The 25,938-nt window shown below is 63.8% G+C and carries 25 protein-coding genes and 1 tRNA gene; all 26 read right to left on the bottom strand.

Annotation, left to right across the window (positions count from 1 at the left end; all coding sequences use genetic code 11):
- Positions 1–335: 335 nt before the first annotated feature.
- Complete coding sequence (locus tag LPA45_RS04865; protein ID WP_116317541.1) at positions 336–812, bottom strand: MaoC family dehydratase; 477 nt, start codon at positions 810–812, stop codon at positions 336–338.
- 36 nt (positions 813–848) lie between these two features.
- Positions 849–1,292: a MaoC family dehydratase gene (locus LPA45_RS04860; RefSeq protein WP_116317540.1), complete on the bottom strand. Its 444-nt coding sequence runs from the start codon at positions 1,290–1,292 to the stop codon at positions 849–851.
- 166 nt (positions 1,293–1,458) lie between these two features.
- Positions 1,459–2,577 (bottom strand): acyl-CoA dehydrogenase family protein, encoded by a 1,119-nt coding sequence (locus LPA45_RS04855; protein WP_116317539.1) that lies wholly within the window; start codon positions 2,575–2,577, stop codon positions 1,459–1,461.
- Between the two features lie 13 nt (positions 2,578–2,590).
- Positions 2,591–3,793 (bottom strand): acyl-CoA dehydrogenase family protein, encoded by a 1,203-nt coding sequence (locus tag LPA45_RS04850; protein ID WP_116317538.1) that lies wholly within the window; start codon positions 3,791–3,793, stop codon positions 2,591–2,593.
- Between the two features lie 97 nt (positions 3,794–3,890).
- A complete protein-coding gene (locus LPA45_RS04845) occupies positions 3,891–4,346 on the bottom strand; it encodes a DUF1178 family protein (protein ID WP_317924991.1) in 456 nt (151 codons plus the stop codon).
- A gap of 170 nt (positions 4,347–4,516) precedes the next feature.
- Positions 4,517–5,152: an NUDIX domain-containing protein gene (locus LPA45_RS04840; protein ID WP_199414500.1), complete on the bottom strand. Its 636-nt coding sequence runs from the start codon at positions 5,150–5,152 to the stop codon at positions 4,517–4,519.
- Between the two features lie 43 nt (positions 5,153–5,195).
- Positions 5,196–5,504 carry a DUF2818 family protein gene (locus tag LPA45_RS04835; RefSeq protein ID WP_116317536.1) on the bottom strand — a complete coding sequence of 103 codons (309 nt, stop codon included), beginning with the start codon at positions 5,502–5,504 and terminating at the stop codon, positions 5,196–5,198.
- Between the two features lie 13 nt (positions 5,505–5,517).
- Positions 5,518–6,993 carry an NADH-quinone oxidoreductase subunit NuoN gene (nuoN, locus tag LPA45_RS04830; protein ID WP_367394956.1) on the bottom strand — a complete coding sequence of 492 codons (1,476 nt, stop codon included), beginning with the start codon at positions 6,991–6,993 and terminating at the stop codon, positions 5,518–5,520.
- An 18-nt stretch (positions 6,994–7,011) separates the two neighbouring features.
- Positions 7,012–8,478 carry an NADH-quinone oxidoreductase subunit M gene (locus tag LPA45_RS04825; protein ID WP_116317534.1) on the bottom strand — a complete coding sequence of 489 codons (1,467 nt, stop codon included), beginning with the start codon at positions 8,476–8,478 and terminating at the stop codon, positions 7,012–7,014.
- Positions 8,479–8,505: 27 nt separating this feature from the next.
- Positions 8,506–10,593 carry an NADH-quinone oxidoreductase subunit L gene (nuoL, locus tag LPA45_RS04820; RefSeq protein WP_116317533.1) on the bottom strand — a complete coding sequence of 696 codons (2,088 nt, stop codon included), beginning with the start codon at positions 10,591–10,593 and terminating at the stop codon, positions 8,506–8,508.
- 58 nt (positions 10,594–10,651) lie between these two features.
- Positions 10,652–10,957, bottom strand: a complete 306-nt coding sequence (nuoK, locus tag LPA45_RS04815; RefSeq protein ID WP_029044763.1) for an NADH-quinone oxidoreductase subunit NuoK — start codon at positions 10,955–10,957, stop codon at positions 10,652–10,654.
- Between the two features lie 16 nt (positions 10,958–10,973).
- Positions 10,974–11,618, bottom strand: a complete 645-nt coding sequence (locus tag LPA45_RS04810; RefSeq protein ID WP_116317532.1) for an NADH-quinone oxidoreductase subunit J — start codon at positions 11,616–11,618, stop codon at positions 10,974–10,976.
- Positions 11,619–11,792: 174 nt separating this feature from the next.
- A complete protein-coding gene (gene nuoI, locus LPA45_RS04805; protein ID WP_022534067.1) occupies positions 11,793–12,284 on the bottom strand; it encodes an NADH-quinone oxidoreductase subunit NuoI in 492 nt (163 codons plus the stop codon).
- Between the two features lie 62 nt (positions 12,285–12,346).
- Positions 12,347–13,411, bottom strand: coding sequence for an NADH-quinone oxidoreductase subunit NuoH (nuoH, locus tag LPA45_RS04800; protein ID WP_116317531.1), 1,065 nt, complete (start codon positions 13,409–13,411; stop codon positions 12,347–12,349).
- A gap of 21 nt (positions 13,412–13,432) precedes the next feature.
- Positions 13,433–15,799, bottom strand: coding sequence for an NADH-quinone oxidoreductase subunit NuoG (gene nuoG / locus LPA45_RS04795; RefSeq protein ID WP_367394955.1), 2,367 nt, complete (start codon positions 15,797–15,799; stop codon positions 13,433–13,435).
- A 12-nt stretch (positions 15,800–15,811) separates the two neighbouring features.
- The gene (nuoF, locus tag LPA45_RS04790; RefSeq protein WP_116317529.1) at positions 15,812–17,107 is read right to left on the bottom strand and encodes an NADH-quinone oxidoreductase subunit NuoF; all 1,296 of its coding nucleotides are present in this window, start codon (positions 17,105–17,107) and stop codon (positions 15,812–15,814) included.
- A gap of 1 nt (position 17,108) precedes the next feature.
- A complete protein-coding gene (gene nuoE / locus LPA45_RS04785) occupies positions 17,109–17,615 on the bottom strand; it encodes an NADH-quinone oxidoreductase subunit NuoE (RefSeq protein WP_116317855.1) in 507 nt (168 codons plus the stop codon).
- Positions 17,616–17,799: 184 nt separating this feature from the next.
- Entirely contained in the window at positions 17,800–19,053 is a 1,254-nt protein-coding gene (locus tag LPA45_RS04780) for an NADH-quinone oxidoreductase subunit D (RefSeq protein ID WP_116317528.1), read from the bottom strand.
- Between the two features lie 9 nt (positions 19,054–19,062).
- Entirely contained in the window at positions 19,063–19,662 is a 600-nt protein-coding gene (locus LPA45_RS04775; protein WP_116317527.1) for an NADH-quinone oxidoreductase subunit C, read from the bottom strand.
- Position 19,663: 1 nt separating this feature from the next.
- The gene (locus tag LPA45_RS04770) at positions 19,664–20,146 is read right to left on the bottom strand and encodes an NADH-quinone oxidoreductase subunit B family protein (protein ID WP_011297145.1); all 483 of its coding nucleotides are present in this window, start codon (positions 20,144–20,146) and stop codon (positions 19,664–19,666) included.
- A gap of 6 nt (positions 20,147–20,152) precedes the next feature.
- On the bottom strand, positions 20,153–20,512 hold the full coding sequence (locus tag LPA45_RS04765) for an NADH-quinone oxidoreductase subunit A (protein ID WP_010809131.1): 360 nt from the start codon (positions 20,510–20,512) through the stop codon (positions 20,153–20,155).
- 166 nt (positions 20,513–20,678) lie between these two features.
- A tRNA-Leu gene (locus LPA45_RS04760) sits at positions 20,679–20,763 on the bottom strand.
- Between the two features lie 188 nt (positions 20,764–20,951).
- Entirely contained in the window at positions 20,952–21,326 is a 375-nt protein-coding gene (gene secG, locus LPA45_RS04755; RefSeq protein WP_029044771.1) for a preprotein translocase subunit SecG, read from the bottom strand.
- Between the two features lie 73 nt (positions 21,327–21,399).
- Positions 21,400–22,104: a triose-phosphate isomerase gene (gene tpiA / locus LPA45_RS04750; protein ID WP_233527979.1), complete on the bottom strand. Its 705-nt coding sequence runs from the start codon at positions 22,102–22,104 to the stop codon at positions 21,400–21,402.
- A gap of 161 nt (positions 22,105–22,265) precedes the next feature.
- On the bottom strand, positions 22,266–23,270 hold the full coding sequence (locus tag LPA45_RS04745; RefSeq protein ID WP_116317525.1) for an NAD(P)H-quinone oxidoreductase: 1,005 nt from the start codon (positions 23,268–23,270) through the stop codon (positions 22,266–22,268).
- A 144-nt stretch (positions 23,271–23,414) separates the two neighbouring features.
- A complete protein-coding gene (pnp, locus tag LPA45_RS04740) occupies positions 23,415–25,589 on the bottom strand; it encodes a polyribonucleotide nucleotidyltransferase (RefSeq protein WP_116317524.1) in 2,175 nt (724 codons plus the stop codon).
- Between the last annotated feature and the right edge of the window lie 349 nt (positions 25,590–25,938).

The raw sequence follows: 25,938 nt of genomic DNA, 5'->3' as shown, positions 1-25,938 counted from the left end.
GAGGCTTTTGCACTTCCCGGCGGACCTGCCCTCAGGGCAAGCGCGGTTTTCGGCCAGGGAGCGCAACACGTAAAACATCGTGGGCGCGAATGTACCGCAACGCAACATTGAGGGTAAACCCAACGCCACAGAACACACCGTTCAGATAACCGGACAATGATGTGCTTGCATCGCATCGCAGCACTTGATTGCCGTCAAGATCACAATTTCAACTATAAATATGCACAAAGCCGCGCATTTGCGCGGCTTTGCTGGTGCGACATTTCTGTGTGGCATATTGTCGCAGTGCATCAGAAACTTTGTCGCACCTCAATCCCACACAGCGTTTTTTCCGGTCAGCCGTAGCGGCGGGAAATCGATTCCGCAACACATACCGGACGCTCGCTGCCCTCGCGCTCGATCGTGACCTCCCAGGTGGACTGTGCACCCGCCAGTTCAGGCGACTTCGGCAGCGGATCCAGGCGTTCGACCTTGAGCAGCTTGATTCGTGCCCGCAACTTGCTGCCCACCGGCACGGGGGCGGTGAAACGCACGCGGTTCAGGCCGTAGTTGACGCCGATCTTCGACGGCATGTGCAGCGCGTTGTGCATGAACTTTGGCAGCAGCGACAGCGTCAGGAAGCCATGGGCAATCGGGGCGCCATAGGGTGATTCCTTTTTGGCGCGCTCCACGTCGACGTGGATCCACTGGTGGTCGCCGGTGGCTTCGGCGAACTGGTTGACCTGCTGCTGGGTCACCTCCATCCAGTCGCTGACCGCGACTTCCTGCCCTTGCAGGCCTTCCAGTTCTTCCAGCGTTGCGATGGTACGCATCTCGGTTGTCTCCTCGTTGGGTGGTTGGATGTGTCGTTATGCGGGGCGGCGGCCGTACATGCCCATGCCCTTGACCGTGCAGACCAGTTCGCCGCGCTGGTTGGTGGCTTCCCACTGGGTGTGGATCACGCCGCGGTCGGGCTTGGATTGCGAAGCGCGCTTATCCAGGACCTTCAGCACCACGCTAAGGGTATCGCCGGCATGCACCGGCTTGAGCCAGCGGATCTCGTCCACACCGGGCGAGCCCATGCTGGCCGATTTGCCGGTGGTGCTCAGCACCAGCAGGCGCATCATGATCGAGCACGTCATCCAGCCGCTCGAGATCAGCCCGCCGTAGATGCTCCTGGCGGCGGCTTCCTTGTCGATATGGAACGGCTGCGGGTCGTACTGGCGGGCAAAGGCGAGGAGCTCTTCCTCGGTGACGACGTAGGAGCCCAGCTCACGGCTGCTGCCGACCTCAAAGTCCTCGAAATACAGCATTGCTTGTCTCTCCGTTGTGGATGGCTATGGCCTTGTCTTGACGATGATCGCATGCATGCCAGGGCGCAGCGTCCGTATTTGCCGAACCCGCCCCTAACAGCGCGCAAAGAAAAAAACCGCGCCTGGGACTACGGCGCGGTTTTGGCTGGCATGGCAGATGACAGGATCAGGCTGCGTCCTGGAACCCCGGCTGGGCAGCAAACCGGCCCAGGTGGTGATCCACGTCACCGAAGGTGGTGTTGATCAGCGTCAGCCGCTTGAACATGTGCGCGGCCGGCAGTTCGTTGGTCACGCCCATGCCGCCGTGGATCTGCACCGCTTCCTGGCCGACCGTGCGCGCTGCCTGTCCCACGCGCGCCTTGGCGGCCGAGACATAGCGGCGGCGCTCTTCCGGCGACGCCTCTTCAAAGCGGGCCGCGGCCAGCAGCGTGATCGAGCGCGACTGCTCGGCATGGATGAACATCTCGACCATGCGGTGCTGCAGCGCCTGGAAGCGCGCGATCGGCTGGCCGAACTGCTGGCGCGTCTTGGCGTATTCCAGCGTGGCGGCATTGAGGGTGTCCATCACGCCCACGGCCTCAGCGCACAGCAGCACCGCGGCGTAGTCGGCTACCTGCTCGATCACCGGGAAAGCCTTGCCGGCCTCGCCCAGCAATTGGGCCGGCGCATCCTGGAAGCTGATGTCCGCCGCGCGCAGGTTATCGATGGTGCGGTAGTCCTTGATGCTGACACCGGCGCCCTTCGCATCCACCAGGAACAGCGAGATGCCATCCTGGTCGGCTTCACCGCCGCTGCTGCGTGCCGACACGATCAGCTTGTCGGCCTGCGCACCATGCAGCACCACGGTCTTGCGGCCGTTGAGCTTGCCGTCGCGGGCCGTGACACGCACGTTGTTCAGTTCATAGCGCGACTGCGGCTCGTTGAAGGCCACGGCCAGCTTCAGTTCGCCGCCGGCGACCTGCTCCAGCAGCGCGTCCTGGCCGCCGGCCAGGCCAAGTGCGTAGGCACCCACCACGGTGGCCAGGTACGGCTCCACCACCAGCCCGCGGCCCAGCTCCTGCTGCACCACCATCATGTCGAGCGCCTTGCCCGAGAAACCGCCCTGCTCTTCCGGCACCGGCAGCGCAGTCAGGCCAAGCTCGACCAGCGAGCCCCACGCGGATTCGCCGTAGCCGGCGGCGCTTTCGTAGTTCTTCTTGCGGTCCTCGAAACCGTAGTCCTTCTCGACAAAACGGCGGACGGCGTCGGCCAGTTGCTTCTGTTCGTCGCTGAGATTGAAGTTCATGTTACGTGTCTCCTCACAGCCCCAGAATCATCTGGCTGATGATGTTCTTCTGAATTTCGTTGGACCCGCCGTAGATGGAGGTCTTGCGATAGTTGAAGTAGTACGCGGACAGCGGCGCGGCGTCGTCGTAGCCGGTCACCGCATGCTCGGTCTCGCACTCCAGGTAGGCCGTGTCGAACGGCTGGGCGTAAGGGCCGACTGCCTCGACCATCAGCTCGGTCAGCAGTTGCTGGATCTCGGTGCCCTTGATCTTCAGCATCGACGCCTCGGGGCCGGGGCCCTTGCCGGCGGCTTCGCTCGACACCACGCGCAGCACGGTGATCTCCAGCGCCATCAGTTCGATTTCCAGCGCGGCCACCTTGGCGCCGAACACCGGATCTTCCAGCAGCGGCTTGCCGTTCTTCTGCTGCTGGCGCGCCACGCGCTTCAGGAAGCCCAGTTCGCGCTTGGAATTGCCCACGCGCGCGATGCCGGTGCGCTCATGGCCGAGCAGGTACTTGGCGTAGGTCCAGCCCTTGTTCTCTTCGCCGACGCGGTTCTCGACCGGCACCTTGACGTTGTCAAAGAAGACCTCGTTCACCTCATGCTCTTCGTCGAGCATGATGATCGGGCGCACGGTGATGCCCGGCGTCTTCATGTCGATCAGCAGGAACGAGATACCCTCCTGCTTCTTGGCTTCCGGATCGGTGCGCACCAGGCAGAAGATCATGTCGGCGTGCTGGCCGAGCGTGGTCCAGGTCTTCTGGCCGTTGACGATGTAGTGCTTGCCGTCGGAAGTCAGTTCAGCGCGGGTCTTCACCGAGGCCAGGTCCGAACCCGAGCCCGGCTCCGAATAGCCCTGGCACCACCAGTCGGTGCAGTCCAGGATGCGCGGCAGGAAGTACGACTTCTGCTGCTCGTTGCCGTACTTCATGATCACGGGCGCCACCATGGCGACGCCAAACGGCAGCACGCCGGGCGCGCCGACGCGGGCGTTCTCTTCGTCCCAGATATGGCGCTGGGTGGCGTTCCAGCCGGTGCCGCCGTATTGGACGGGCCAGTGCGGCGCCGACCAGCCCTTGCCGGCGAGGATCTTGTGCCAGCGCACCAGGTCGTCGCGGTTCGGACGGCGGTGGTTGAGAATCTTGCCGCGGATGTCCGCCGGCAAGTTGGCTTCGAGCCAGCTACGCACTTCCTCGCGGAAGGCGTTGTCGGACGCCGAGTAGTTGAGATCCATGCCCGTCTCCATGATGGTGCCGGCATCGTCTCAGGCTGCCGGCGGTTTGTTCTGCCTTGCGCGTCATGCGCCGACAGCAACGGGCACAGGACGCAATTCAGTGAGCCGTCTGCTTCAGCGCATCCGGCACGACAAGCGGAAAAGTCTCGATGCCCTCGTCGGCCAGCGCCTGCACTTCCTCTGGCGAAGCCGAACCGCGGATGCCGCGTTCCGGCGCTTCATCGTAGTGCATGCGCCTTGCCTCCTCGGCAAAGCGGTCGCCAACGTCCTCGGTCTGGGCCAGCACCTGCTTCACTGCCTTCATGTACAGCGCTTGCAGTGTCGCCGGTGCTGCGGCGGTTGCCGCTTGCGGCGCCGGCTTGGCGGCACCCTTTGGCGCGGTCGCGCCTGACAGGTTCAGGCGCGGCGCGCTGGGCAGCCGCGTCACGGCGTGATCGCCACAGACCGGGCATTGGACGAGGTCACGCGCGATTTGCGATTGCGCTTCTTCCTCCGAGGCAAACCAGCCCTCGAAACGATGGTCATGCGCGCAGCGCAGGTCGAGCACCTTCATGATCTTTCCAGCCCGTCAAAAGCTATATTATCCGCGAATCGAAATTTTGTGAACGGTCGTGCTAAATTTTTTCGAACGACCGTTCGCGGAACGAACATGCTGCTTTCAGCACACACGTTTTCCGCCCTGCATCCAGCTTAGCGCAGTGCTTGCCTCGCTGCTGTGTTGGCTCAGCCCGGCACCGTCTGCTCGCCCGGCTGCCATGCGCCGGAAACGACTTTCTCCAGCCAGAACGCGCCGATGATGGTCTTCACATCCGTGATGCGGCCGCTGCGCACCCAGTCGATCACCTGCCCCACCGGCGTGATGAACGTCTCCAGGAATTCGCCATCGTCCAGCTGCGCCTCGCCATGCGTCAGGTCGCGCGCCAGGAAGACGTCGATGAATTCAGTCGAGTAGGAAATGACCGGATGGATGCGCGTCAGGTAGTCCCAGCGCCTGGCCGTATAGCCCGTCTCTTCGAGCAACTCCCGTTCGCCGCAGCGCCGGGCGCCCTCTTGCGGATCGAGTTTGCCGGCGGGGAATTCCAGCATGACTTCACCGACGGGATAGCGGAACTGGCGCTCCATCAGCACGGTGCCGTCGTCAAACAACGGAATCATCATCACCGCACCCGGATGCACGATGTACTCGCGCCCGGTCTGTTTGCCGTCGGGCAGGCGGACGATGTCTTGCTTGAGGGTGAGGAATTTGCCGCGATGGACCGTGGCCGAGGCGACGCACACTTCTTTCAGTGCGTCGTCGTTTCCGGCGGCATCCGCGGGATCGGCGAGCGAATGGGTGCCGCGTTGAATCTTGTCGGTCATGGACGCTCCGGATCAGGCAGGCCCGGCGCCGACGAGACCGGCTTCAGGCCGTGCGGTGTTTGACGAGGTATTGCCAGGTGAAGCCCGGGAAGGCGAACACCAGCATCATGCAGGCGGTGATGGCATAGAACTGCCAGCCCTGCGGGAAGGCATTGCCGAGGCTGGCTTCCACCGCGAAACCGGCGGCGCCGGCCATCGCGTACCAGACGATCAGCTCCAGCAGGCGCAGCCACAGCGGCTTGCGCGCCCACCGGAGCGGGATCACCATGAACAGGCGCTGGTTCACAAACGGCAGGTTAGCACTGACGAGTGCCAGCAGGATGACAAACCAGCCGCTTGCGGATGCGCTCATGGACGTTAGCGGATCAGGAACCCAGGGTCGAGCGGATGGCCTGGTAGCACAGGTTCATCAGCGCGGCCGGGAAAATGCCCAGCACGATCACGGCGGCGCCGTTCAGGCTCAGCATCGAGCGCAGGCCGGCTGTCGCTTCCAGCTGCTCTTCGCCAACCGGCTGGTCGAAGTACATCAGCTTGACGATGCGCAGGTAGTAGAACGCGCCGATCAGCGAGAACATCACGGCCACCACGGCCAGCCAGTTCATGCCGGCCTTGACCACGGCATCCAGCACCGCCAGCTTGGCGTAGAAGCCCACGGTCGGCGGGATGCCGGCCAGCGAGAACATCATCACCAGCATCAGGAAGGCAAACCACGGGTTGCGGCGCGACATGCCCTTCAGGTCTTCCAGCGTCTCGGCCTCGAAGCCCTTCTTGGTGCGCAGCAGGATGATGCCGAAGGTACCCAGCGTGGTCAGCAGGTAGGTCACCGAGTAGAACATCGATGCGCTGTACGCATCGGCGGCGCCGTCAGCCTTGTTGGCCACCACACCCGACAGCAGGCCCAGCAGCACGAAGCCCATGTGCGAGATGGTCGAGTACGCCAGCATCCGCTTCAGGTTGGTCTGGACGATGGCCGTCAGGTTGCCAATCGCCAGCGACACGATCGACAGCACCACCAGCATCAACTGCCAGTCGTTGGCCAGCGGCAGCAGGCCTTCCACCAGCACGCGGATGAACAGCGCGAACGCCGCCACCTTGGGGCCGCCCGCGATCAGCAGCGTCACGGCGGTCGGCGAGCCCTGGTAGATGTCCGGGATCCACATGTGGAACGGCGCGGCACCCAGCTTGAACGACAGGCCGGCGACGATGAACACCACGCCGAAAGCCAGCATCGTGGTATTGACGCGGCCCGACTCGACCACGCGGAACACTTCGCCCAGGTTCAGCGAACCGGTGGCGCCGTACATCATCGAGATGCCGTACAGCAGGAAGCCCGAAGCCAGCGCGCCCAGCACGAAGTACTTCATGGCCGATTCCGAGGTCACGCGCGACTCGCGGCGCAGCGCCACCAGCGCGTACGACGACAGCGACAGCAGTTCCAGGCCCAGGTACAGGGTCAGGAAGTTGTTGCCGGTGATCATCACGATCTGGCCACCCAGCGTGAACAGCGCCAGCATGTAGAACTCGCCGGCGAACATGTCGCGCTCAGCCAGGTAGCTGCGCGTATAGACCAGCGTGACAAACAGGCCGGCCGCGCAGAACGCCGACAGCACGTTGGCCATCGGGTCGATCACGACCAGGTTGGAGAACGCATAGTGCGTCTCGCCGGCGGCGGCGTTCATGCCGAACCAGACGGTCAGCACCAGCGTGGTCAGCAGCGACAGCGGGTAGGCCACGCTCTGCTTGCCCTTGCCCCGGGCCAGGTCGATCCAGTTGATCGCGGCGATGGCGATCGCCAGGAAGATGATCGGCGCCACGGGGGCGAGTGTCGAGGACGGTTGCATATTGATATCTCTCCCCGATTACAGCTTCGACTGCGCCGCGTGCTGCAGCAGGTTGACCACGGACGGGTGCATCACGTCGGTAAAGGGCTTCGGGTGCAGGCCCATGTACAGCGTCATGATGGCCAGCAGGCCGAGCATGACGAACTCACGCTTGTTCAGGTCGACCAGCTCGCGCACGTGCTGGTGCACGACGTCACCGAAGATCACGCGCTTCACCATCCACAGCGAATAGGCGGCGCCGAAGATCAGGGCGGTGGCAGCCAGCAGGCCGATCCAGAAGTTGAACTTGACGGCACCCAGGATCACCATGAATTCGCCGACGAAGCCAGAGGTGGCCGGCAGGCCGCAGTTGGCCATCGCGAAGAACACCGACAGCGCGGCGAACTTCGGCATGGTGTTCACCACGCCGCCATAGTCGGCGATCTGGCGCGAATGCACGCGGTCATACAGCACGCCGATGCACAGGAACATAGCGCCCGAGATAAAGCCGTGCGAGATCATCTGGATGATGCCGCCTTCGACGCCGATGTCGCTGAAGATGAAGAAGCCCAGCGTGACGAAGCCCATGTGGGCAATCGACGAGTACGCCACCAGCTTCTTCATGTCGGCCTGCACCAGCGCGACCAGGCCGATGTAGATCACGGCGATCAGCGAGATCGTGATGATGAACGGGGCCAGGTAGTGGCTCGCGTCAGGCGCGATCGGCAGCGAGAACCGCAGGAAACCGTAGGCGCCCAGCTTCAGCATGATGGCGGCCAGCACCACCGAACCGCCGGTCGGCGCTTCCACGTGGGCGTCGGGCAGCCAGGTGTGCACCGGCCACATCGGCACCTTGACGGCAAAGGCGACGAAGAAGGCGATGAAGATCGCGATCTGCTCGTTCATCGACAGCTTGGCCTGGTGCCATTGCAGGATGTCGAACGTACCGGTCTTGTTGTACAGGTACAGCAGCGCGACCAGCGTCAACAACGAGCCCAGCAGCGTGTACAGGAAGAACTTGAAGGCCGCGTAGACACGGTTCGGGCCGCCCCAGACGCCGATGATGATGTACATCGGGATCAGCGTGGCTTCGAAGAACACGTAGAACAGCATGCCATCGAGCGCGCAGAACACGCCGATCATCAGGCCGGACAGGATCAGGAACGAGGCCATGTACTCGGCCACGCGCTCGGTGATCACTTCCCAGGCCGAGATCACCACGATCACCGTGATGAAGGCGGTCAGCACCACGAACCACATCGACAAGCCGTCGACACCCAGCAGGTAGTGGATGCTGAAGCGCTCGATCCAGTTCGCCTTCTCGACGAACTGCATCGCCGCGGTCGTACGGTCGAAGTGGAATACCAGCGGCAGCGTGACGATAAAGCTGGCGATCGAGCCGAACAGCGTCATCCACCGCACGAAGCCAGGGCTGCGGTCCGAGCCGAAGGCCAGGATCAGCAGGCCGAAAAAGACAGGCAGCCAGATTGAGAAAGACAGAACCATTTCTATGTTTTCCTTACTTGGTGCCTATCACTTGGTGCCGATCACGCCCGTGATCGTCAGCGTCAGCAGCACCAGCATGCCGACGATCATCGCGAACGCGTAGTGGTAGATATAGCCCGACTGCAGGTAGCGGCTGGCCGAAGCGAAAGAAGCCACCACGCGCGCCGCGCCGTTGACGAACAGGCCGTCGATCAGGCTCTGGTCGCCGCCCTTCCACAGGCCGGTACCGAGCAGGCGTGCGCCGCGGGCGAACACGGCCTGGTTGATGGCGTCCATGTAGTACTTGTTGTCCAGCAGCTTGTACAGGCCCGAGAAGCGGTTCTTGATCGCCTCGGGAATATCCGGGCGCTTCATGTAGAAGAACCACGACAGCACGACACCGGCGATGGCCAGCCACAGCACGGGCGTGGTCAGCGAGTGAATGGCCATCGGCACCCAGCCGTGGAAGGCTTCCTTCAGCTCGGCCATGGCGTGGTGGTTCTCGCCGACGAAGATCACGTCCTTGAACGCAATGCCCATCTTGAAGAAGTTGCCGAACAGCATCGGCTCGATCGCGATGGCGCCTATGATCACCGACGGGATCGCCAGCAGCACCAGCGGCAGCGTCACCACCCAAGGCGACTCGTGCGGCTTCTCGCCGGCGGACAGGCCATGGTGGTGGTCGTGCGAGACTTCCTCGTCCTCGTGGTCGCCCTCATGGTGCTGGTGGGCATGGTTCTGGCCCCAGCGCTCCTTGCCATGGAAGACCAGGAAGTACATGCGGAACGAGTAGAACGCGGTGACGAACACACCGGCCAGCACGGCGAAGTAGGCAAAGCCCGAACCGGCGATATGCGACTCGGCCACGGCCTCGATGATCGAGTCCTTGGAATAGAAGCCCGCGAAGAACGGCGTGCCGATCAGCGCCAGCGAACCCACCAGCGAGGTGATCCAGGTGATCGGCATGTACTTGCGCAGGCCACCCATGTTGCGGATGTCCTGGTCGTGGTGCATGCCGATGATGACCGAGCCGGCACCCAGGAACAGCAGCGCCTTGAAGAACGCGTGCGTCATCAGGTGGAACACGGCCACCGAGTAGGCCGAAGCACCCAGCGCCACGGTCATGTAGCCCAGCTGCGACAGCGTCGAGTACGCGACCACGCGCTTGATGTCGTTCTGGATGATGCCCAGGAAGCCCATGAACAGCGCGGTGATGGCGCCGATCACCAGCACGAACGACAGCGCGGCGTCCGACAGCTCGAACAGCGGCGACATGCGCGCGACCATGAAGATGCCGGCAGTCACCATCGTTGCCGCGTGGATCAGTGCGGAGATCGGGGTCGGGCCTTCCATCGAGTCAGGCAGCCAGACGTGCAGCGGGAACTGCGCCGACTTGCCCATCGCACCGATGAACAGGCAGATGCAGGCCACGGTGATCATCATCCAGTCGGTGCCCGGGAAAACCACGGTAGCCAGCTGGTCGCGCGCGGCGAATACTTCGGTGTAGTTCATGCTGCCGGCGTAGGCCAGCAGCAGGCCGATGCCCAGGATAAAGCCGAAGTCACCCACGCGGTTGACCAGGAACGCCTTCAGGTTGGCGAAGATCGCGGTCGGGCGCGTGTACCAGAAGCCGATCAGCAGGTAAGACACCAGGCCCACCGCTTCCCAGCCGAAGAACAGTTGCAGGAAGTTGTTGCTCATCACCAGCATCAGCATCGAGAAGGTGAAGAGCGAGATATAGGCGAAGAAGCGGTTGTAGCCGGGGTCCCCGTCCATGTAGCCGACGGTGTAGATATGGACCATCAGCGAGACGAAGGTCACCACGACCATCATCATCGCGGTCAGCGAGTCGACCAGGAAGCCGACCTCCATCTTCAGGCTGCCGATGGCCATCCACTCGTAGACGGTGCCGTTGTAGCCGGCGCCGTTCATCACGTCGAGCAGCACCATCACCGACAGCACGAAGGAAATGGCCACGCCGAGGATGGTCGAGGTGTGGGCCACGATCCGGCCGCCGCGCGACTCCGAGGAAAACAGGCCAAAGAACTTGGTACCGAACAGGCCGGCGATCGCTGAGCCGACTAGCGGCGCCAGCGCAATCGCGAGCAGCAGGTTGGGGTTGAGCGTGGTTGCCATAGGACGCTTAGTGGTGTGCGGTCGGTGAGTCTTGGGTATCTGCGTAGTGCGGCACGGATCAGTACTTCAGGGTGTCCATGTCGTCCACGTTGATCGTATCCAGGTTGCGGAACAGCACGACCAGGATTGCCAGACCGATTGCCGACTCGGCGGCGGCCACAGTAAGGATGAAGAAAACGAAAACCTGACCAGCCAGGTCGCCCAGGTAATGCGAGAAGGCGACAAAGTTGATGTTCACCGCAAGCAGCATCAGTTCGATCGCCATCAGCAGCACGATCACGTTCTTGCGGTTCAGGAAGATGCCGACGATGCTGATCGCAAACAGGATCGCACCGAGCACGAGGAAGTGGGCGAGAGAGAGCACAGCGTTTCTCCGGGCTTTAGTTCTTATTGGCGGTAGCCGCGGCTTCCGTCTGCGGGTTCTGGACTTCGGCCTGCATCGGCACCAGGCGCACGCGCTCGTCGCGGCGGGTACGCAGCTGCGCCGACACGTCCTGGGCCTTGGTGTCCTTGCGGCGGCGCAGGGTCAGCGCCACGGCGGCGATGATAGCCACCAGCAGGATGATGCCGGCCACTTCGAAGGCGTAGATGTAGTCGGTGTAGATCAGCTTGCCGAGCGCGGCGGTGTTCGAGTAGCCCGGCTCCTGCGAACCGCTGGCGACCACCGGCGTGGTGGTGCCGATGAAGCTGCGCACCAGCACGATCGCCATTTCGGCGATGATCAGCGCGCCCACCACCGAGGCCATCGGCACGTAGGTCCAGAAGTCGCGGCGCAGGTGCTCGATATCGATATCGATCATCATCACCACGAACAGGAACAGCACCATCACCGCGCCGACATAGACCAGCACCAGCAGGATGGCGAGGAATTCCGCCTTGAGCAGCATCCAGATCGCGGCGGCCGTGAAGAACGACAGCACGAGGAACAGTGCGGAATGCACCGGGTTCTTCGCAGTGATGACTTTCAGTGCGGAGAGCACCAGCACCAGCGCAAAGACATAGAAGATGGTGGTCGTGAGTTCCATGGTTCCTATCGGATCCTCTCAGGGCCGTCCGGCACAAGCCTCCCCTTCGGGTGGCCCGCTCCTGCGGCATCCTTGCTTTGGCCCCTCACATTGAAGGGACCGAATTCAAATTCGGTGGCAGAAGCAGCCAGGTCTGGTACTGGTGGCCGCCCTGCCGTGTGGCGCATGCGCCGGTCAGCGATACTTGGCGTCGGCAGCCTTGGCCGCCGCGATCTGCGGCTCGTAGCGGTCGCCCACTGCCAGCAGCATGTCCTTGGTGAAGTACAGGTCGCCGCGCTTCTCGCCGTGGTACTCCAGGATCTGCGTTTCCACGATGGCATCGACCGGGCAGGCCTCTTCGCAGAAACCGCAGAAGATGCACTTGGTCAGGTCGATGTCGTAGCGGGTGGTACGGCGCGTGCCGTCGTTGCGCACGTCCGACTCGATGGTGATTGCCAGTGCCGGGCAAACCGCTTCGCACAGCTTGCAGGCAATGCAGCGCTCTTCGCCGTTCGGATAGCGGCGCAGCGCATGCAGGCCACGGAAGCGCGGCGAGATCGGCGTTTTCTCTTCCGGGAACTGGACGGTGACCTTGCGCGCGAAGAGATAGCGGCCGGTCAGCGCCATGCCCTTGAAGAGTTCCTTCAGGAGCAGGCTGTTGAAGAAGTCCTTGATGGCGAGCAGCATGACGATTGCTTCCTAGTATTTCCACGCGGTGCGCGCTTCGGCGCGCACCGTCGTTTGGCTGTTCAGGGCCAGATGTTCCACGGCGACTTGATCCAGATCGCCACGATGATCAGCCACGCCACGGTCAGCGGAATGAACACCTTCCAGCCCAGGCGCATGATCTGGTCATAGCGGTAGCGCGGGAACGAGGCACGGATCCAGATAAAGACCGACAGCAGCAGGAAAACCTTGATCAGCAGCCAGAAGAAGCCGGGGACTGCGTTGGTGATCACGCTCGAGAACGGAGGCGCCCAGCCGCCCAGGAACATCAGCGCGGTCATTGCCGAGATGATGATCATGTTGATGTACTCGGCCAGGAAGAACAGCGCGAAGCCCATGCCCGAATACTCGATCATGTGGCCGGCCACGATTTCCGACTCGCCTTCCACCACATCGAACGGGTGGCGGTTGGTTTCGGCCACGCCCGAGATGAAGTACACGCCGAACATCGGCAGCAGCGGCAACCAGTTCCACGACAGGATGTTGATGCCCATGTCGGCGAAGTAGCCGGTGTTCTGGCCGTTGACGATAGCCGACAGGTTCAGGCTGCCGGCAACCATCAGCACCGTCACCAGCGCGAAGCCCATGGCGATTTCGTACGACACCATCTGTGCCGCGGCACGCATGGCACCGATAAAGGCGTACTTGGAGTTCGAGGCCCAGCCGGCCAGGATCACGCCGTAGACGCCGACCGAGCTGATCGCCATCACGTACAGCAGGCCGGCGTTGACGTCCGCCATCACCACTTCGGCCTGGAACGGGATCACGGCCCAGACCGCGACGGCAGGCATCAGCACCATCAGCGGCGCGATCAGGTACATGCCGCGGCTGACCTGCGTCGGCATCATGACTTCTTTGAGCAGCAGCTTCAGCACGTCGGCGATCGGCTGCAGCAGGCCGAGCGGGCCCACGCGGTTCGGGCCGAGACGGACGTGCATCCAGCCGATCAGCTTGCGCTCCCACAGGATCAGGTAAGCCACGCACAGCAGCAGGGGCACCACGATCAGCACGGCGCGGATCAGGATCCACAGCGGCGTCCAGTACGCGCCCAGCACGCCCTGCCCTTGCGAGGTAATCCAGTCAATCATGTCTTCTTCTCGCTCTTGTTCTTACGCCGTGGCCACGGCGCCGGTGGTTGCCGGTGCCAGGTCGATGGCCTTCTCTACGGTGACCGTACCGAACATGCCGCCCAGGCCCATGGCCGCCGGCGTTGCCGCGGGCACGCGCACGGTGTTGGCCGGCAGCGTGGCTTCGAGCACGGCCGGCAGCACCACGCTGCCCTGCCCTTGCGTGACGCGGACCGGGTCGCCCGACTGGATGCCCAGGCGGGCAAACAGGTCGGCCGGCAGCGCGATCTGCATGGCGCGGCGCGCGGCGGCGGTCAGCTGCAGCGAGTCTGCGCGGCGCACGATCGGGTCGGCGTGGTAGATAGGCACGTCGGCGATGCGTTCGATGCCGTTGGCGGCAGCGGCGGCCACGCTGATCGACGCGTCAGTGGCATTGTTCAGCTGAGCCTCGACCGGAGCCGACAGCACTTCGGCACGGACCGATTCGGCGGTTTCGTAGTCGAAGCCGGCGACGTCCAGCAGGTTGCCCAGCACGCGCAGCACCTTCCAGCCCGGGCGCGACTCGCCCAGGGCGCGGACCACGCCATTGAAACTCTGTGCCTTGCCTTCGCAGTTGACGAACGTGCCGGAGGTTTCGGTGAACGGCGTCACCGGCAGGATCACGTCGGCGTACTGCATGGCCGCTTCCGAACGGAACGGCGACAGCACCACCACGGTGTTGGCCTGCGACAGCGCGGCCAGTGCCTTGCCCGGATCGGCGGTATCGAATTCCGGCTCGGTGTTCAGCAGGATGTAGGCCTTGCGCGGCGTGTCCAGCATCGCCTGCGCATTGGCGCCGCCATGCTTTGGCAGCGCGCCGGCGATGTAGCCGCCGACGGTGTTGGCGGCTTCGGTCAGGAAGCCCAGCGTCGCACCGGTCTCGGTGGCAATCCACTGTGCCAGCGCGTGCAGCGCCGAGAATTGCGGATGGCGCACGGCCTCGTTGCCGAGGAACACGGCACGGCGCTCGCCTTGCAGCAGCGCTTCTGCCGCCTTGGCGGCGACGTCGCCGCCATCGAAACCATCGGTGCCGGCCGGGGCGGCGACGCCCTTGGCGGCGGCAACGGCACGGGCCACGCCGGCAAGCGCGGCGGTCCAGCCGGACGGTGCCACGTCGATGCGGGTCGCCGGCATCAGCAGGTCTTCGCCACCAGCGCCCAGCACGGTCACGCGGGCACCCTTCTTGGTTGCCTGGCGCAGGCGCGAGGCCAGCAGCGGATGATCCTTGCGCAGCGACGAGCCGATCACCAGCACGCGTTGCAGCGCGGTGACGTCAGCCACCGGCAGGCCGAGCCACGGCGCGCCCTTCAGCGCGGCCGAGAAGTCGGACTGGCGCAGGCGGAAGTCGACGTTATCGCTGCCGAGGCCGCGCACCAGCTTGCCCAGCAGGAACAGCTCTTCCAGCGTGCTGTGCGGGCTGGCCAGCGCGGCGATCTGGTCGGCGCCATGCTCGCGCTTGATGCCGGCCAGGCCGTTGGCCACGTATTCCAGCGCGGTCTGCCAGTCGGTTTCCATCCACTCGCCGCCCTGCTTGAGCAGCGGGCGGGTCAGGCGGTCGGCACTGTTCAGGCCTTCATACGAGAAGCGGTCCTTGTCGGAGATCCAGCACTCGTTGATGTCTTCGTTTTCCAGCGGCAGCACGCGCATCACGCGCTGGTTCTTGGTCTGCACCACCAGGTTCGCGCCAAGGCCATCGTGCGGCGACACCGACTTGCGGCGGGCCAGTTCCCAGGTACGGGCCGAGTAGCGGAACGGCTTGCTGGTCAGCGCGCCGACCGGGCACAGGTCGATCATGTTGCCCGACAGTTCCGAGTCAACGGTCTTGCCGACGAAGGTGGTGATTTCCGAGTGCTCGCCGCGGTTGAGCATGCCCAGCTCCATCACGCCGGCCACTTCCTGGCCAAAGCGCACGCAGCGGGTGCAGTGGATGCAGCGGGTCATCTCCTCCATGGAGATCAGCGGGCCCACGTTCTTGTGGAACACCACGCGCTTCTCTTCCTTGTAGCGCGACTCCGAGGCACCGTAGCCCACGGCCAGATCCTGCAGCTGGCACTCGCCGCCCTGATCGCAGATCGGGCAATCCAGCGGGTGGTTGATCAGCAGGAATTCCATCACGGACTTCTGCGCCTTGACTGCCTTCTCCGAATTGGTGAAGACCTTCATGCCGGGGGTTACCGGCGTGGCGCAGGCAGGCAGCGCCTTCGGGGCCTTCTCGACCTCGACCAGGCACATGCGGCAGTTGGCCGCGATGGACAGTTTGCGGTGGTAGCAGAAGTGCGGGATGTAGGTGCCCAGCTTGCGGGCCGCTTCCATCACCAGGCTGCCCTCAGCAACCTCAACCTTCTTGCCGTCGATCTCTAGTTCAACCATGTTCTGCCACGCTTAGATGTAGGCCGGAACCATGCACTGCTTGTGTTCGACGTGATACTCGAACTCTTTCCAGTAGTGCTTGAGCATGCCGCGGACCGGCATCGCCGCGGCATCGCCGAGCGCGCAGATGGTGCGGCCCATGATGTTTTCCGCGACGTTGTTGAGCAGGTCCAGGTCTTCCTGGCGCCCCTCTCCGTGTTCGATGCGATTGACCATGCGGTAGAGCCAGCCGGTGCCTTCGCGGCACGGCGTGCACTGCCCGCACGATTCCTCAAAATAGAAGTACGACAGGCGCAGCAGCGAGCGGACCATGCAGCGCGTCTCGTCCATCACGATCACCGCGCCCGAGCCCAGCATCGAGCCGGCCTTGGCAATCGAGTCGTAGTCCATGTCGGACGCCATCATCAGGTCGCCCGGCACCACCGGCGCCGACGAGCCACCCGGGATCACCGCCTTGATGCGCTTGCCGCCACGCATGCCGCCGGCCAGTTCCAGCAGCTTGGCGAACGGCGTGCCCAGCGGGATCTCATAGTTGCCGGGACGCTCGACGTCGCCCGAGATCGAGAAGATCTTGGTGCCGCCGTTGTTCGGCTTGCCCAGCTTCAGGTAATTCTCCGGACCGATGGCCAGCAGGAACGGCACCGCGGCAAACGTCTCGGTGTTGTTGATGGTGGTCGGCTTGCCGTACAGGCCAAAGCTGGCCGGGAACGGCGGCTTGAAACGCGGCTGGCCCTTCTTGCCTTCCAGCGATTCGAGCAGCGCGGTTTCCTCGCCGCAGATGTAGGCGCCATAACCGTGGTGCGCATGCAGCTGGAAGCTGAAGCCCGAGCCCAGGATGTTGTCGCCCAGGAAGCCGGCAGCACGCGCCTCTTCGAGGGCTTCCTCGAAGATCTTGTACTCATTCCAGATCTCGCCGTGGATGTAGTTGTAGCCCACGGTGATGCCCATCGCATACGCGCCGATGGCCATGCCTTCGATCAGCGAGTGCGGGTTGAAGCGAATGATGTCGCGGTCCTTGAACGTGCCAGGCTCGCCTTCATCGGTGTTGCAGACCAGGTATTTCTGACCCGGGAACGTACGCGGCATGAAGCTCCACTTCAGGCCGGTCGGGAAACCCGCGCCGCCGCGGCCACGCAGGCCCGACGCCTTGACGTCGGCGATCACCTGCTCGGGCGGGATCTTCTCGGTCAGGATGCGCTTCAGTTGCTGGTAGCCGCCACGCTTGACGTAGTCTTCCAGGTGCCAATTCTTGCCGTCCAGGCCGGCCAGGATCAGCGGCTGGATATGGCGGTCGTGCAGACTGGTCATGTTACTTGCCCCCCTTTGCAGCTTCAGCGGCTTCGCTCTTGAGCTCATCGACAAGCGCGTCGAGCTTGTCGTCGCTCATGAAGCTGCACATGCGGGTGTTGTTGACGATCATCACCGGCGCGTCGCCGCAAGCGCCCATGCACTCGCCCTCTTTCAGGGTGAAGCAGCCGTCAGCGGTGGTCTCGTTGTAGTCGATCCCGAGCTTGCGCTTCAGGTACTCGCCAGCCCGCTCGCCGCCCGACAACGCGCACGGCAGGTTGGTGCAGACGGCGAGCTTGAATTTGCCCACCGGCTTGGTGTCGTACATGTTGTAGAAGGTCGCCACCTCTTCCACCCACACGGGCGGCATCTCGAGGTAGCTGGCGACGAACTGCATGACTTCGGGGGAAACCCAGCCCACCTCGCCCTGTGCCACGGCAAGCGCCGCCATCACGGCCGACTGCTTCTGGTCGGCCGGATACTTCGCGATCGCGCGATCGATTTCCTTGAGAGCTTCTGCTGATAGCATGGTCATTGCAGTAAAACGGCGGAGGCAGCGCCACTGGGCGTACATCCGCAGGTTTGCAGCCGTCGCTGCCGTTCCGCCGGCGGGCCTTAGGCCTTGCCGGTCCGCCGCGGGTCTTCCGGGCCGCTCCGCTCAGCGGAGCACCTCGGAAAGCGCCCGGATCGTCGTCCGGGCCGGCGGTCCGTGATTAGCGGTCGATCTCGCCGAAGACGATGTCTTGCGTGCCGATGATCGTTACCGCGTCAGCAATCATGTGTCCCTTGGCCATTTCGTCCAGCGCGGCCAGGTGCGGGAAGCCAGGTGCACGGATCTTCAGACGGTACGGCTTGTTCGCGCCGTCCGAGATCGCGTAGATACCGAACTCGCCCTTCGGGTGTTCCACCGCTGCGTACGCTTCGCCTTCGGGCACGTGGATGCCTTCGGTGAACAGCTTGAAGTGGTGGATCAGTTCTTCCATGTTGGACTTCATGTCCACGCGCGAGGGCGGCGCCACCTTGTGGTTATCGGTGATCACCGGGCCCGGGTTGCGGCGCAGCCATTCGATGCACTGCTTGATGATGCGGTTGGACTGGCGCATCTCTTCCACGCGCACCAGGTAGCGCGCGTAGCAGTCGCCACCCACACCCACCGGCACGTCGAAGTCCATCTTGTCGTACACCTCGTACGGCTGCTTCTTGCGCAGGTCCCACTCGATGCCCGAGCCACGCAACATCGGGCCGGTAAAGCCCATCTGCAGCGCACGTTCCGGACTGACCACGCCGATGTCCACGAGGCGCTGCTTCCAGATCCGGTTGTCGGTCAGCAGCGTCTCGTACTCGTCGACGTACTTCGGGAAACGGTTGGTGAAATCCTCGATGAAGTCCAGCAGCGAGCCCGAACGCGCTTCGTTCATCACCTTGATGGCACGCTCGTTGTGGATCTTCGAGGCACGATATTGCGGCATCGTGTCAGGCAGGTCGCGGTAGACGCCGCCCGGCCGATAGTAGGCCGCGTGCATGCGCGCGCCCGACACCGCCTCGTACATGTCGAACAGGTCTTCGCGCTCGCGGAAGGCGTACAGGAACACCGCCATCGCGCCCACGTCGAGTGCGTGCGCACCGATCCACATCAAGTGGTTCATGATGCGGGTGATTTCGTCGAACATCACGCGGATGTACTGCGCGCGGACCGGCACTTCCAGGCCCAGCAGGCGCTCGATCGCCATCACGTAGGCGTGCTCGTTGGACATCATCGACACGTAGTCGAGACGGTCCATGTAGGGCACGTTCTGGATCCAGGACTTCTGTTCAGCCAGCTTTTCGGTGGCACGGTGCAGCAGGCCGATATGCGGGTCGGCGCGTTGGATGACTTCGCCGTCCAGCTCGAGCACCAGGCGCAGCACGCCGTGCGCGGCCGGGTGCTGCGGGCCGAAGTTCAGGGTGTAATTCTTGATATCTGCCATGGCGCGTTCTCAGTGCTCCAAACCGCCGTACTTGTCCTCGCGGATCACGCGCGGCGTGACTTCGCGCGGCTCGATCGTGACCGGCTGGTAGATGACCCGCTTCTGTTCGGGGTCGTAGCGCATCTCGACGTAGCCGGAGACCGGGAAATCCTTGCGGAACGGATGGCCGACGAAACCGTAGTCGGTCAGGATGCGGCGCAGGTCCGGGTGGCCGTCGAACACGATGCCGTAGAAATCGAACGCTTCGCGCTCGAACCAGTTCACCGAGTTCCAGACGTCGATCAGGCTGGCCACCACCGGGAAATCGTCCTCCGGGGCGAACACGCGCAGGCGCACGCGCCAGTTGTGGGTCACCGACAGCAGGTGCGACACGGCGGCAAAGCGCGGGCCGTCCCAGGCGCCGTCGCCGAAGTCGGAATAGTCCACGCCGCACAGGTCGATCAGCTGCTCGAAGCGCAGCGAGGGATCGTCGCGCAGGATGCGGGCGGCTTCCAGGTAGTCGTCGGCCTTGACGATCAGCGTCAGTTCGCCGGTCGCCTCGATCAGTTTCTGCACGCGCTTGCCGAGAGCCTTCTCGAGCGCGGCCTTCAGGATGTCGAGCTTCGCCATTTCAGCCCTTGCGCGCGATGGTGTTGGTACGCTTGATCTTGTTCTGCAGCTGGATCACGCCGTAGATCAGCGCTTCGGCCGTCGGCGGGCAGCCCGGCACGTAGATATCCACCGGCACGATCCGGTCGCAACCACGCACCACCGAGTACGAATAGTGGTAGTAGCCGCCGCCGTTGGCGCACGAGCCCATCGAGATCACCCAGCGCGGTTCCGCCATCTGGTCGTAGACCTTGCGCAGCGCGGGGGCCATCTTGTTGCACAGCGTGCCGGCCACGATCATCACGTCCGACTGGCGCGGCGACGGGCGGAACACCACGCCGAAGCGGTCCAGGTCATAGCGCGCCGCGCCGGCATGCATCATTTCCACGGCACAGCAGGCCAGGCCGAAAGTCATCGGCCACAGCGACCCGGTGCGGGTCCAATTGATCAGCTTGTCAGCAGTAGTCGTGACAAAGCCTTCGTTGAGAACGCCTTCGATTGCCATTTCACATCACTCCCAATCGAGCGCGCCCTTTTTCCAGATGTAGACGAAGCCCACGATGAATTCCAGCAGAAACACGCCCATGGCGATGAATCCCGGCCAGCCGATATCCCTCAGGGCAACACCCCACGGAAACAGGAAGGCGGTTTCGAGATCGAACAGGATAAAAAGGATGGCGATGAGGTAGTAGCGCACGTCGAACTTCATGCGCGCATCCTCGAACGCTTCGAAGCCGCACTCGTACGGCGACAGCTTCGCGGGATCGGGCTTGTTCGGACCGAGGATCCGACCAATCGACATCAGTGCCACGCCGAGCACGACACCGAAGATGATGAAGATGAGAACGGGGAAGTAGGCTTCGAGATTCAAGGTACGGCCAGCCTTATCTGGAATGTTGTCAACAGCACCAGCTGAAGCGGCGTCCTGTTGCCCACCCCAGGCGCTAAGCCACGAGAATCATGGCGCGCCGCCTTGCGGACTGCCGGAGTCCCACGCTCGGGTGCATTGCCCGGCCAGGGACTCCGATCAAGTTGTTTGGTGCCGACGGCGAGACTCGAACTCGCACAGCTTTCGCCACTACCCCCTCAAGATAGCGTGTCTACCAATTTCACCACGTCGGCTGGGGGAGAAACAATATTGCCTGGCGCCGGGTTTTCAGGCCCTTCAGGACTCTCGCTGGGGCGTTTCGCCTTCGCTCAAGACCCATCGCTGGGGAATCGTTTCAAGCCTTGCATTCTAACCTAAATTTCTTGCTTTGTTCAACGCACAACTGCAAAAAAACTCAGGAATCCGCCGCAAGGCAATCGGATTATTTCGGTACAGCGGGACCTGCGGGCGCCGAAGCGCCAGCAGCGGCGGCCGGGGCAGCGGCCGGAGCCGATGCGCCTGCCGTGGCCGGTGCCGAAGCCGGGGCGGCGCCCATCACGCCCAGCGATGCAGCGGGCTTGTAGTTGCCCAGCAACGTCAGCGCCAGCGTGGACACGAAGAACAGCGTGGCCAGCACGGCGGTGGTACGCGACAGGAAGTTTGCCGAGCCGGTGGCACCGAACAGGCTGCCCGAGGCGCCCGAGCCGAATGCCGCGCCCACATCGGCGCCCTTGCCATGCTGGATCAGCACCAGGCCAATCACGCCCAGGGCCGACAGCACCTGCAACACCACCAACAAAGTCTTGAAGATTGCCATTTGATTTAAATAAGCGTTACTTGCCTGGTTACTGCCCGACCGGAACGATGGGAACGATCGGAACGGCCGGCATTCAGGCGTTGCCGATCGCGAGAAAATCTTCCGATTTCAGCGAGGCGCCGCCAATCAGGCCCCCGTCGATATCGGCCATGGAAAACAATTCGGCCGCATTGTCCGGCTTGACGCTGCCGCCGTAGAGGATGGCCATGCGCTCGGCCACGCCCGCGTCGCGCGCCGCCACCTTGCCGCGCAGGAAGGCATGCACGGCCTGCGCCTGTGCGTTGGTCGCGGTCTTGCCGGTGCCGATCGCCCAAACCGGCTCATAGGCCAGCACCACGCGGCTCAACTGCTCCACCGACAGCGCGTCCAGCACTGCCTGCAGCTGGCGGCCAACGACGGCCTCGGTCTGACCGGCCTCGCGCTCGGCCAGCGTTTCGCCGACGCAGACCACCGGGACGATACCGAACTCCAGTGCGCGCAGCGCCTTGGCGGCGACGACCTGGTCGGTCTCGCCATGGTAGGTGCGGCGCTCCGAGTGGCCAACCAATGCATAAGTGCAGCCAAACTCACCCAGCATGGAGGCGGCCACTTCGCCCGTGAAGGCACCGCGCGCCTCCGCCGAGACGTCTTGCGCACCCCAGGTCACTTGCGAGCCGTTCAGCACCGCCTGGCATTGTGCAAGATAGGGGAACGGTGCGCACACCGCCAGCGACGCACGCGCCACGCCGGCCTTGATTCCCTCCAGCAGCGCCGCGTTCGCAGCCAGGCTGCCATGCATCTTCCAATTGCCGATGACGAGCTTTTGTCTCACGAAGTGCCCCTCCAAAATCAAACCCGCTATTGTAGCGTGTGGCAGGGGCGGGACGCTACCGCCGCCCGACAACGGCGGGCGGCGGCATTTCGTTGCGTGGTTTCAGCGCCAGCGCACGGCGCGCGGCCTCACCAGGTCAGCACGATCTTGCCAATGTGCTCGCTCGACTCCATCAGGCGGTGCGCGTCGGCGGCCTGCGCGGCCGGGAACACCTGGTGGATCACCGGCTTGATCTTGCCGGCGGCCAGCAGCGGCCACACCTGCTCATGCAGCGCGGCTGCGATCTTGCCCTTGAACGATGCCGGACGCGGCCGCAGCGTCGAGCCGGTCACGGTGATGCGGCGGCGCAGGATATCGCCGAGCGGGATCTCGGCCTTGGCACCACCGAGCAGCGCGATGATGACGATACGGCCGTCGTCGGCGATGCACTTCAACTCGCGTGCCAGGTACGGACCGGCGACCATGTCGAGGATCACGTCGGCGCCCTTGCCGCCGGTCAGCGCCGCCACCTCGGCAACGAAGTCCTGCGTCTTGTAGTTGATCGCGCGATCGGCGCCCAGGTCCTCGCACGCCTTGCACTTTTCATCGGTGCCGGCGGTGACGAACACCTTGAAGCCCAGCGCCTTGGCGATCTGGATCGCGGTGGTGCCGATGCCGCTGGAGCCGCCCTGGATCAGCAGCGTTTCGTCCTTGCCACGCGGGCCCTGGCCCAGGTAGCCGCGGTCGAATACATTGCTCCACACCGTAAAGAAGGTTTCCGGCAGCGCGGCGGCTTCGATATCGCTGAGGCCATCAGGGGCTGGCAATACCTGCGCCAGCGGCGCGGTGCACAGCTGCGCGTAGCCACCGCCCTGCACCAGCGCGCAAACGCGATCGCCCACCTTGAGGCCGAAGCGGTTGTCCGCATGAGACAGGTCACCGCCGACCACCACGCCCGCCACTTCCAGGCCGGGCAGGTCCGACGCACCGGGCGGCACCGGATAGTTGCCGGTGCGCTGGAACACGTCCGGGCGGTTCACGCCGGCGGCTGCCACGCGGATCAGCACCTCGCCCGCGGCGGGCACCGGATCGGGCCGCTCGGTCAGCTGGAGGACTTCGGGGGCGCCGTATTCGCGGATCTCGATGGCTTGCATGCTTCTCTGCTCCTTGTCTTTGCTCGGTGTGAGCCTTCGCTCGATGGGTTGCCGCAGTGTAAACAAAAAAACGGCCGGGCATTGCCCGGCCGTTTCTTCGCGGCGCCGCCTTGCGGCGGCACCTATGGGACAGTACTGCCCCGCTTACTGCTGCTGCTCCGAGCCGCCGGCCGGCGCTGCCGGGGCAGCACCTTCGCCAGCGTTGATCGGGCTGATGCTGCCGCCCTCTTCGGCCAGCGCGGCCTTCAGCGACAGGCGCAGCCGGCCCTTCTCGTCGGCCTGGATCAGCTTGACGCGGACCTGCTGGCCTTCCTTCAGCCAGTCCTTGATGTCCTTCACACGCTCGTTGACGATTTCCGAGATGTGCAGCAGGCCATCCTTGCCCGGCAGGATGTTGACGATGGCGCCGAAGTCCAGCAGCTTCAGCACGGTGCCGTTGTAGATCTTGCCCACTTCGGCTTCGGCGGTGATGCCTTCGATGCGGCGCTTGGCTTCGGCCATGCCTTCGGTCGAGGTCGAGGCGATGGTGATGGTGCCGTCTTCCTGGATGTCGATGGTGGTACCGGTTTCCTTGGTCAGCGCCTGGATGGTCGAACCGCCCTTGCCGATCACTTCGCGGATCTTGTCCGGATGGATCTTCATGGTGATCATGCGCGGCGCGTGCTCCGACAGCTCGGTGCGGGCGTGGCCCATCGCTCCCTGCATGTTCGACAGGATATGCAGGCGGCCTTCCTTGGCCTGCGCCAGCGCGACCTGCATGATCTCCTTGGTGATGCCCTGGACCTTGATGTCCATCTGCAGCGCGGTAATGCCGTTGTCGGTACCCGCAACCTTGAAGTCCATGTCACCCAGGTGATCTTCATCGCCCAGGATGTCGGTCAGCACGGCAAACTTGTTGCCTTCCAGGATCAGGCCCATGGCCACGCCGGCCACGTGCGCCTTGACCGGAACGCCGGCGTCCATCAGTGCCAGGCAGCCGCCGCAGACCGAAGCCATCGACGACGAACCGTTGGATTCGGTGATTTCCGAAACCAGGCGGATGGTGTAGGCGAATTCATCGTCCTTCGGCAGCACCGGGATCAGTGCGCGCTTGGCCAGGCGGCCGTGGCCGATTTCGCGGCGCTTCGGGCTGCCCACGCGGCCGGTTTCACCGGTGGCGAACGGGGGCATGTTGTAGTGGAGCATGAAGCGGTCGCGGTACTCGCCGGCGAGCGCGTCGATGATCTGCTCGTCGCTCTTGGTGCCCAGCGTGGCCACCACCAGTGCCTGCGTCTCGCCGCGGGTGAACAGCGCCGAGCCGTGCGCGCGCGGCAGCACCGACGAACGGATCTCGATCGGGCGCACGGTGCGGGTGTCGCGGCCATCGATGCGCGGCTCGCCGTTCAGGATCTGGCCGCGCACGATCTTGGCTTCCAGGTCGAACATGATGTTGCCGACTTCCACCTTGTCGGCTTCCACACCGGCGTCTGCCAGCGCGGCGGCCACCTTGAGCGACACTTCCTTCAGCTTCTGGCTGCGGGCCGACTTCTGGCGCAGCTGATAGGCTTCCTGCAGCAGCGGCTGCGCGACTTCGGTGACCTTGGCGATCAGCGGCTCGTTCTTGGCAGCCGCGGTCCAGTCCCACTCGGCCTTGCCGCCTTCGCGCACCAGTTCATGGATGGCGTTGATGGCGATCTGCATCTGCTCGTGGCCATAGACCACGGCGCCCAGCATCACGTCTTCGGACAGCTGGTTGGCTTCCGATTCCACCATCAGCACGGCGCGCTCGGTGCCGGCGACGATCAGGTCCAGGTCCGAAGCGGCGATCTGCGGGCGGGTCGGGTTCAGCAGGTACTGGCCGTCCTTGTAGCCCACGCGCGCGGCGCCCACCGGGCCGCTGAACGGGATGCCCGACACGGCCAGCGCGGCCGACGCGCCGATCAGCGCGGGGATGTCGGCGGGCACTTCCGGGTTCAGCGAAATCACGTGCACCACGACCTGGACTTCGTTGTAGAAGCCTTCCGGGAACAGCGGACGCAGCGGACGGTCGATCAGGCGCGAGGTCAGCGTCTCGTTTTCCGACGGACGGCCTTCACGCTTGAAGAAGCCGCCGGGGATCTTGCCGGCCGCATAGGTCTTCTCGATGTAGTCGACGGTCAGCGGGAAGAAGTCCTGGCCCGGCTTCGGGTTCTTGGCGGCGACCACGGTCGCCAGCACTACGGTGTCTTCCACATCGACCAGCACGGCACCGCCGGCCTGGCGGGCGATTTCGCCAGTTTCCATGCGGACCGTGTGCTGGCCCCATTGGAATTCCTTGACGATCTTGTTGAACATGGACATGTGCATTCCTTGTCTTGCGGGCACGCCGCAATCATTGCGCAGCGTGCCACGCCTGCGTTCTCAGCCGCAGGCTAACTGCCGGAGACAGCTGCAGTCGCAGGGAAGTGCTATGCCATTCCAGCGCGGCACTGTTGCCGATGCCGCGCTGGAATGACACAAAGCCCTGTTTCCTTGGCCGGTCCGGATACTAAACCCAAAAAAAAGAACAACTTACTCCGTTGCGCGCCTTGCCGCAACGGGGTTCCGGCGAATCGGAGTCCTCGCCGGAAGCAGTGAAGCGAAAATCACTCCATCAACCTGCTGCATTGCCGGCAGGGGCGTAATCACCCGACCAGAAATGCAAAATGCC

This window comes from Cupriavidus sp. Agwp_2 (genome assembly GCF_040784895.1).
GTDB lineage: Bacteria > Pseudomonadota > Gammaproteobacteria > Burkholderiales > Burkholderiaceae > Cupriavidus.
The sequence above is the reverse complement of the archived record's forward strand: the minus strand, read 5'-3'. Positions and strand labels throughout refer to the sequence as shown.

What these genes read in the sequence shown, in the direction of transcription:
- LPA45_RS04865 (WP_116317541.1), bottom strand. Translation starts at nt 812, where the DNA reads ATGCGTACCATCGCAACGCTGGAAGAACTGGAAGGCCTGCAAGGGCAG.
- LPA45_RS04860 (WP_116317540.1), bottom strand. Translation starts at nt 1,292, where the DNA reads ATGCTGTATTTCGAGGACTTTGAGGTCGGCAGCAGCCGTGAGCTGGGC.
- LPA45_RS04855 (WP_116317539.1), bottom strand. Translation starts at nt 2,577, where the DNA reads ATGAACTTCAATCTCAGCGACGAACAGAAGCAACTGGCCGACGCCGTC.
- LPA45_RS04850 (WP_116317538.1), bottom strand. Translation starts at nt 3,793, where the DNA reads ATGGATCTCAACTACTCGGCGTCCGACAACGCCTTCCGCGAGGAAGTG.
- LPA45_RS04845 (WP_317924991.1), bottom strand. Translation starts at nt 4,346, where the DNA reads ATGAAGGTGCTCGACCTGCGCTGCGCGCATGACCATCGTTTCGAGGGC.
- LPA45_RS04840 (WP_199414500.1), bottom strand. Translation starts at nt 5,152, where the DNA reads ATGACCGACAAGATTCAACGCGGCACCCATTCGCTCGCCGATCCCGCG.
- LPA45_RS04835 (WP_116317536.1), bottom strand. Translation starts at nt 5,504, where the DNA reads ATGAGCGCATCCGCAAGCGGCTGGTTTGTCATCCTGCTGGCACTCGTC.
- nuoN (WP_367394956.1), bottom strand. Translation starts at nt 6,993, where the DNA reads ATGCAACCGTCCTCGACACTCGCCCCCGTGGCGCCGATCATCTTCCTG.
- LPA45_RS04825 (WP_116317534.1), bottom strand. Translation starts at nt 8,478, where the DNA reads ATGGTTCTGTCTTTCTCAATCTGGCTGCCTGTCTTTTTCGGCCTGCTG.
- nuoL (WP_116317533.1), bottom strand. Translation starts at nt 10,593, where the DNA reads ATGGCAACCACGCTCAACCCCAACCTGCTGCTCGCGATTGCGCTGGCG.
- LPA45_RS04810 (WP_116317532.1), bottom strand. Translation starts at nt 11,618, where the DNA reads ATGGAACTCACGACCACCATCTTCTATGTCTTTGCGCTGGTGCTGGTG.
- nuoI (WP_022534067.1), bottom strand. Translation starts at nt 12,284, where the DNA reads ATGCTGCTCGCCATCAAGGACTTCTTCAACAGCCTGCTCCTGAAGGAA.
- nuoH (WP_116317531.1), bottom strand. Translation starts at nt 13,411, where the DNA reads ATGATTGACTGGATTACCTCGCAAGGGCAGGGCGTGCTGGGCGCGTAC.
- nuoG (WP_367394955.1), bottom strand. Translation starts at nt 15,799, where the DNA reads ATGGTTGAACTAGAGATCGACGGCAAGAAGGTTGAGGTTGCTGAGGGC.
- nuoF (WP_116317529.1), bottom strand. Translation starts at nt 17,107, where the DNA reads ATGACCAGTCTGCACGACCGCCATATCCAGCCGCTGATCCTGGCCGGC.
- nuoE (WP_116317855.1), bottom strand. Translation starts at nt 17,615, where the DNA reads ATGCTATCAGCAGAAGCTCTCAAGGAAATCGATCGCGCGATCGCGAAG.
- LPA45_RS04780 (WP_116317528.1), bottom strand. Translation starts at nt 19,053, where the DNA reads ATGGCAGATATCAAGAATTACACCCTGAACTTCGGCCCGCAGCACCCG.
- LPA45_RS04775 (WP_116317527.1), bottom strand. Translation starts at nt 19,662, where the DNA reads ATGGCGAAGCTCGACATCCTGAAGGCCGCGCTCGAGAAGGCTCTCGGC.
- LPA45_RS04770 (WP_011297145.1), bottom strand. Translation starts at nt 20,146, where the DNA reads ATGGCAATCGAAGGCGTTCTCAACGAAGGCTTTGTCACGACTACTGCT.
- secG (WP_029044771.1), bottom strand. Translation starts at nt 21,326, where the DNA reads ATGGCAATCTTCAAGACTTTGTTGGTGGTGTTGCAGGTGCTGTCGGCC.
- tpiA (WP_233527979.1), bottom strand. Translation starts at nt 22,104, where the DNA reads ATGCATGGCAGCCTGGCTGCGAACGCGGCGCTGCTGGAGGGAATCAAG.
- LPA45_RS04745 (WP_116317525.1), bottom strand. Translation starts at nt 23,270, where the DNA reads ATGCAAGCCATCGAGATCCGCGAATACGGCGCCCCCGAAGTCCTCCAG.
- pnp (WP_116317524.1), bottom strand. Translation starts at nt 25,589, where the DNA reads ATGTCCATGTTCAACAAGATCGTCAAGGAATTCCAATGGGGCCAGCAC.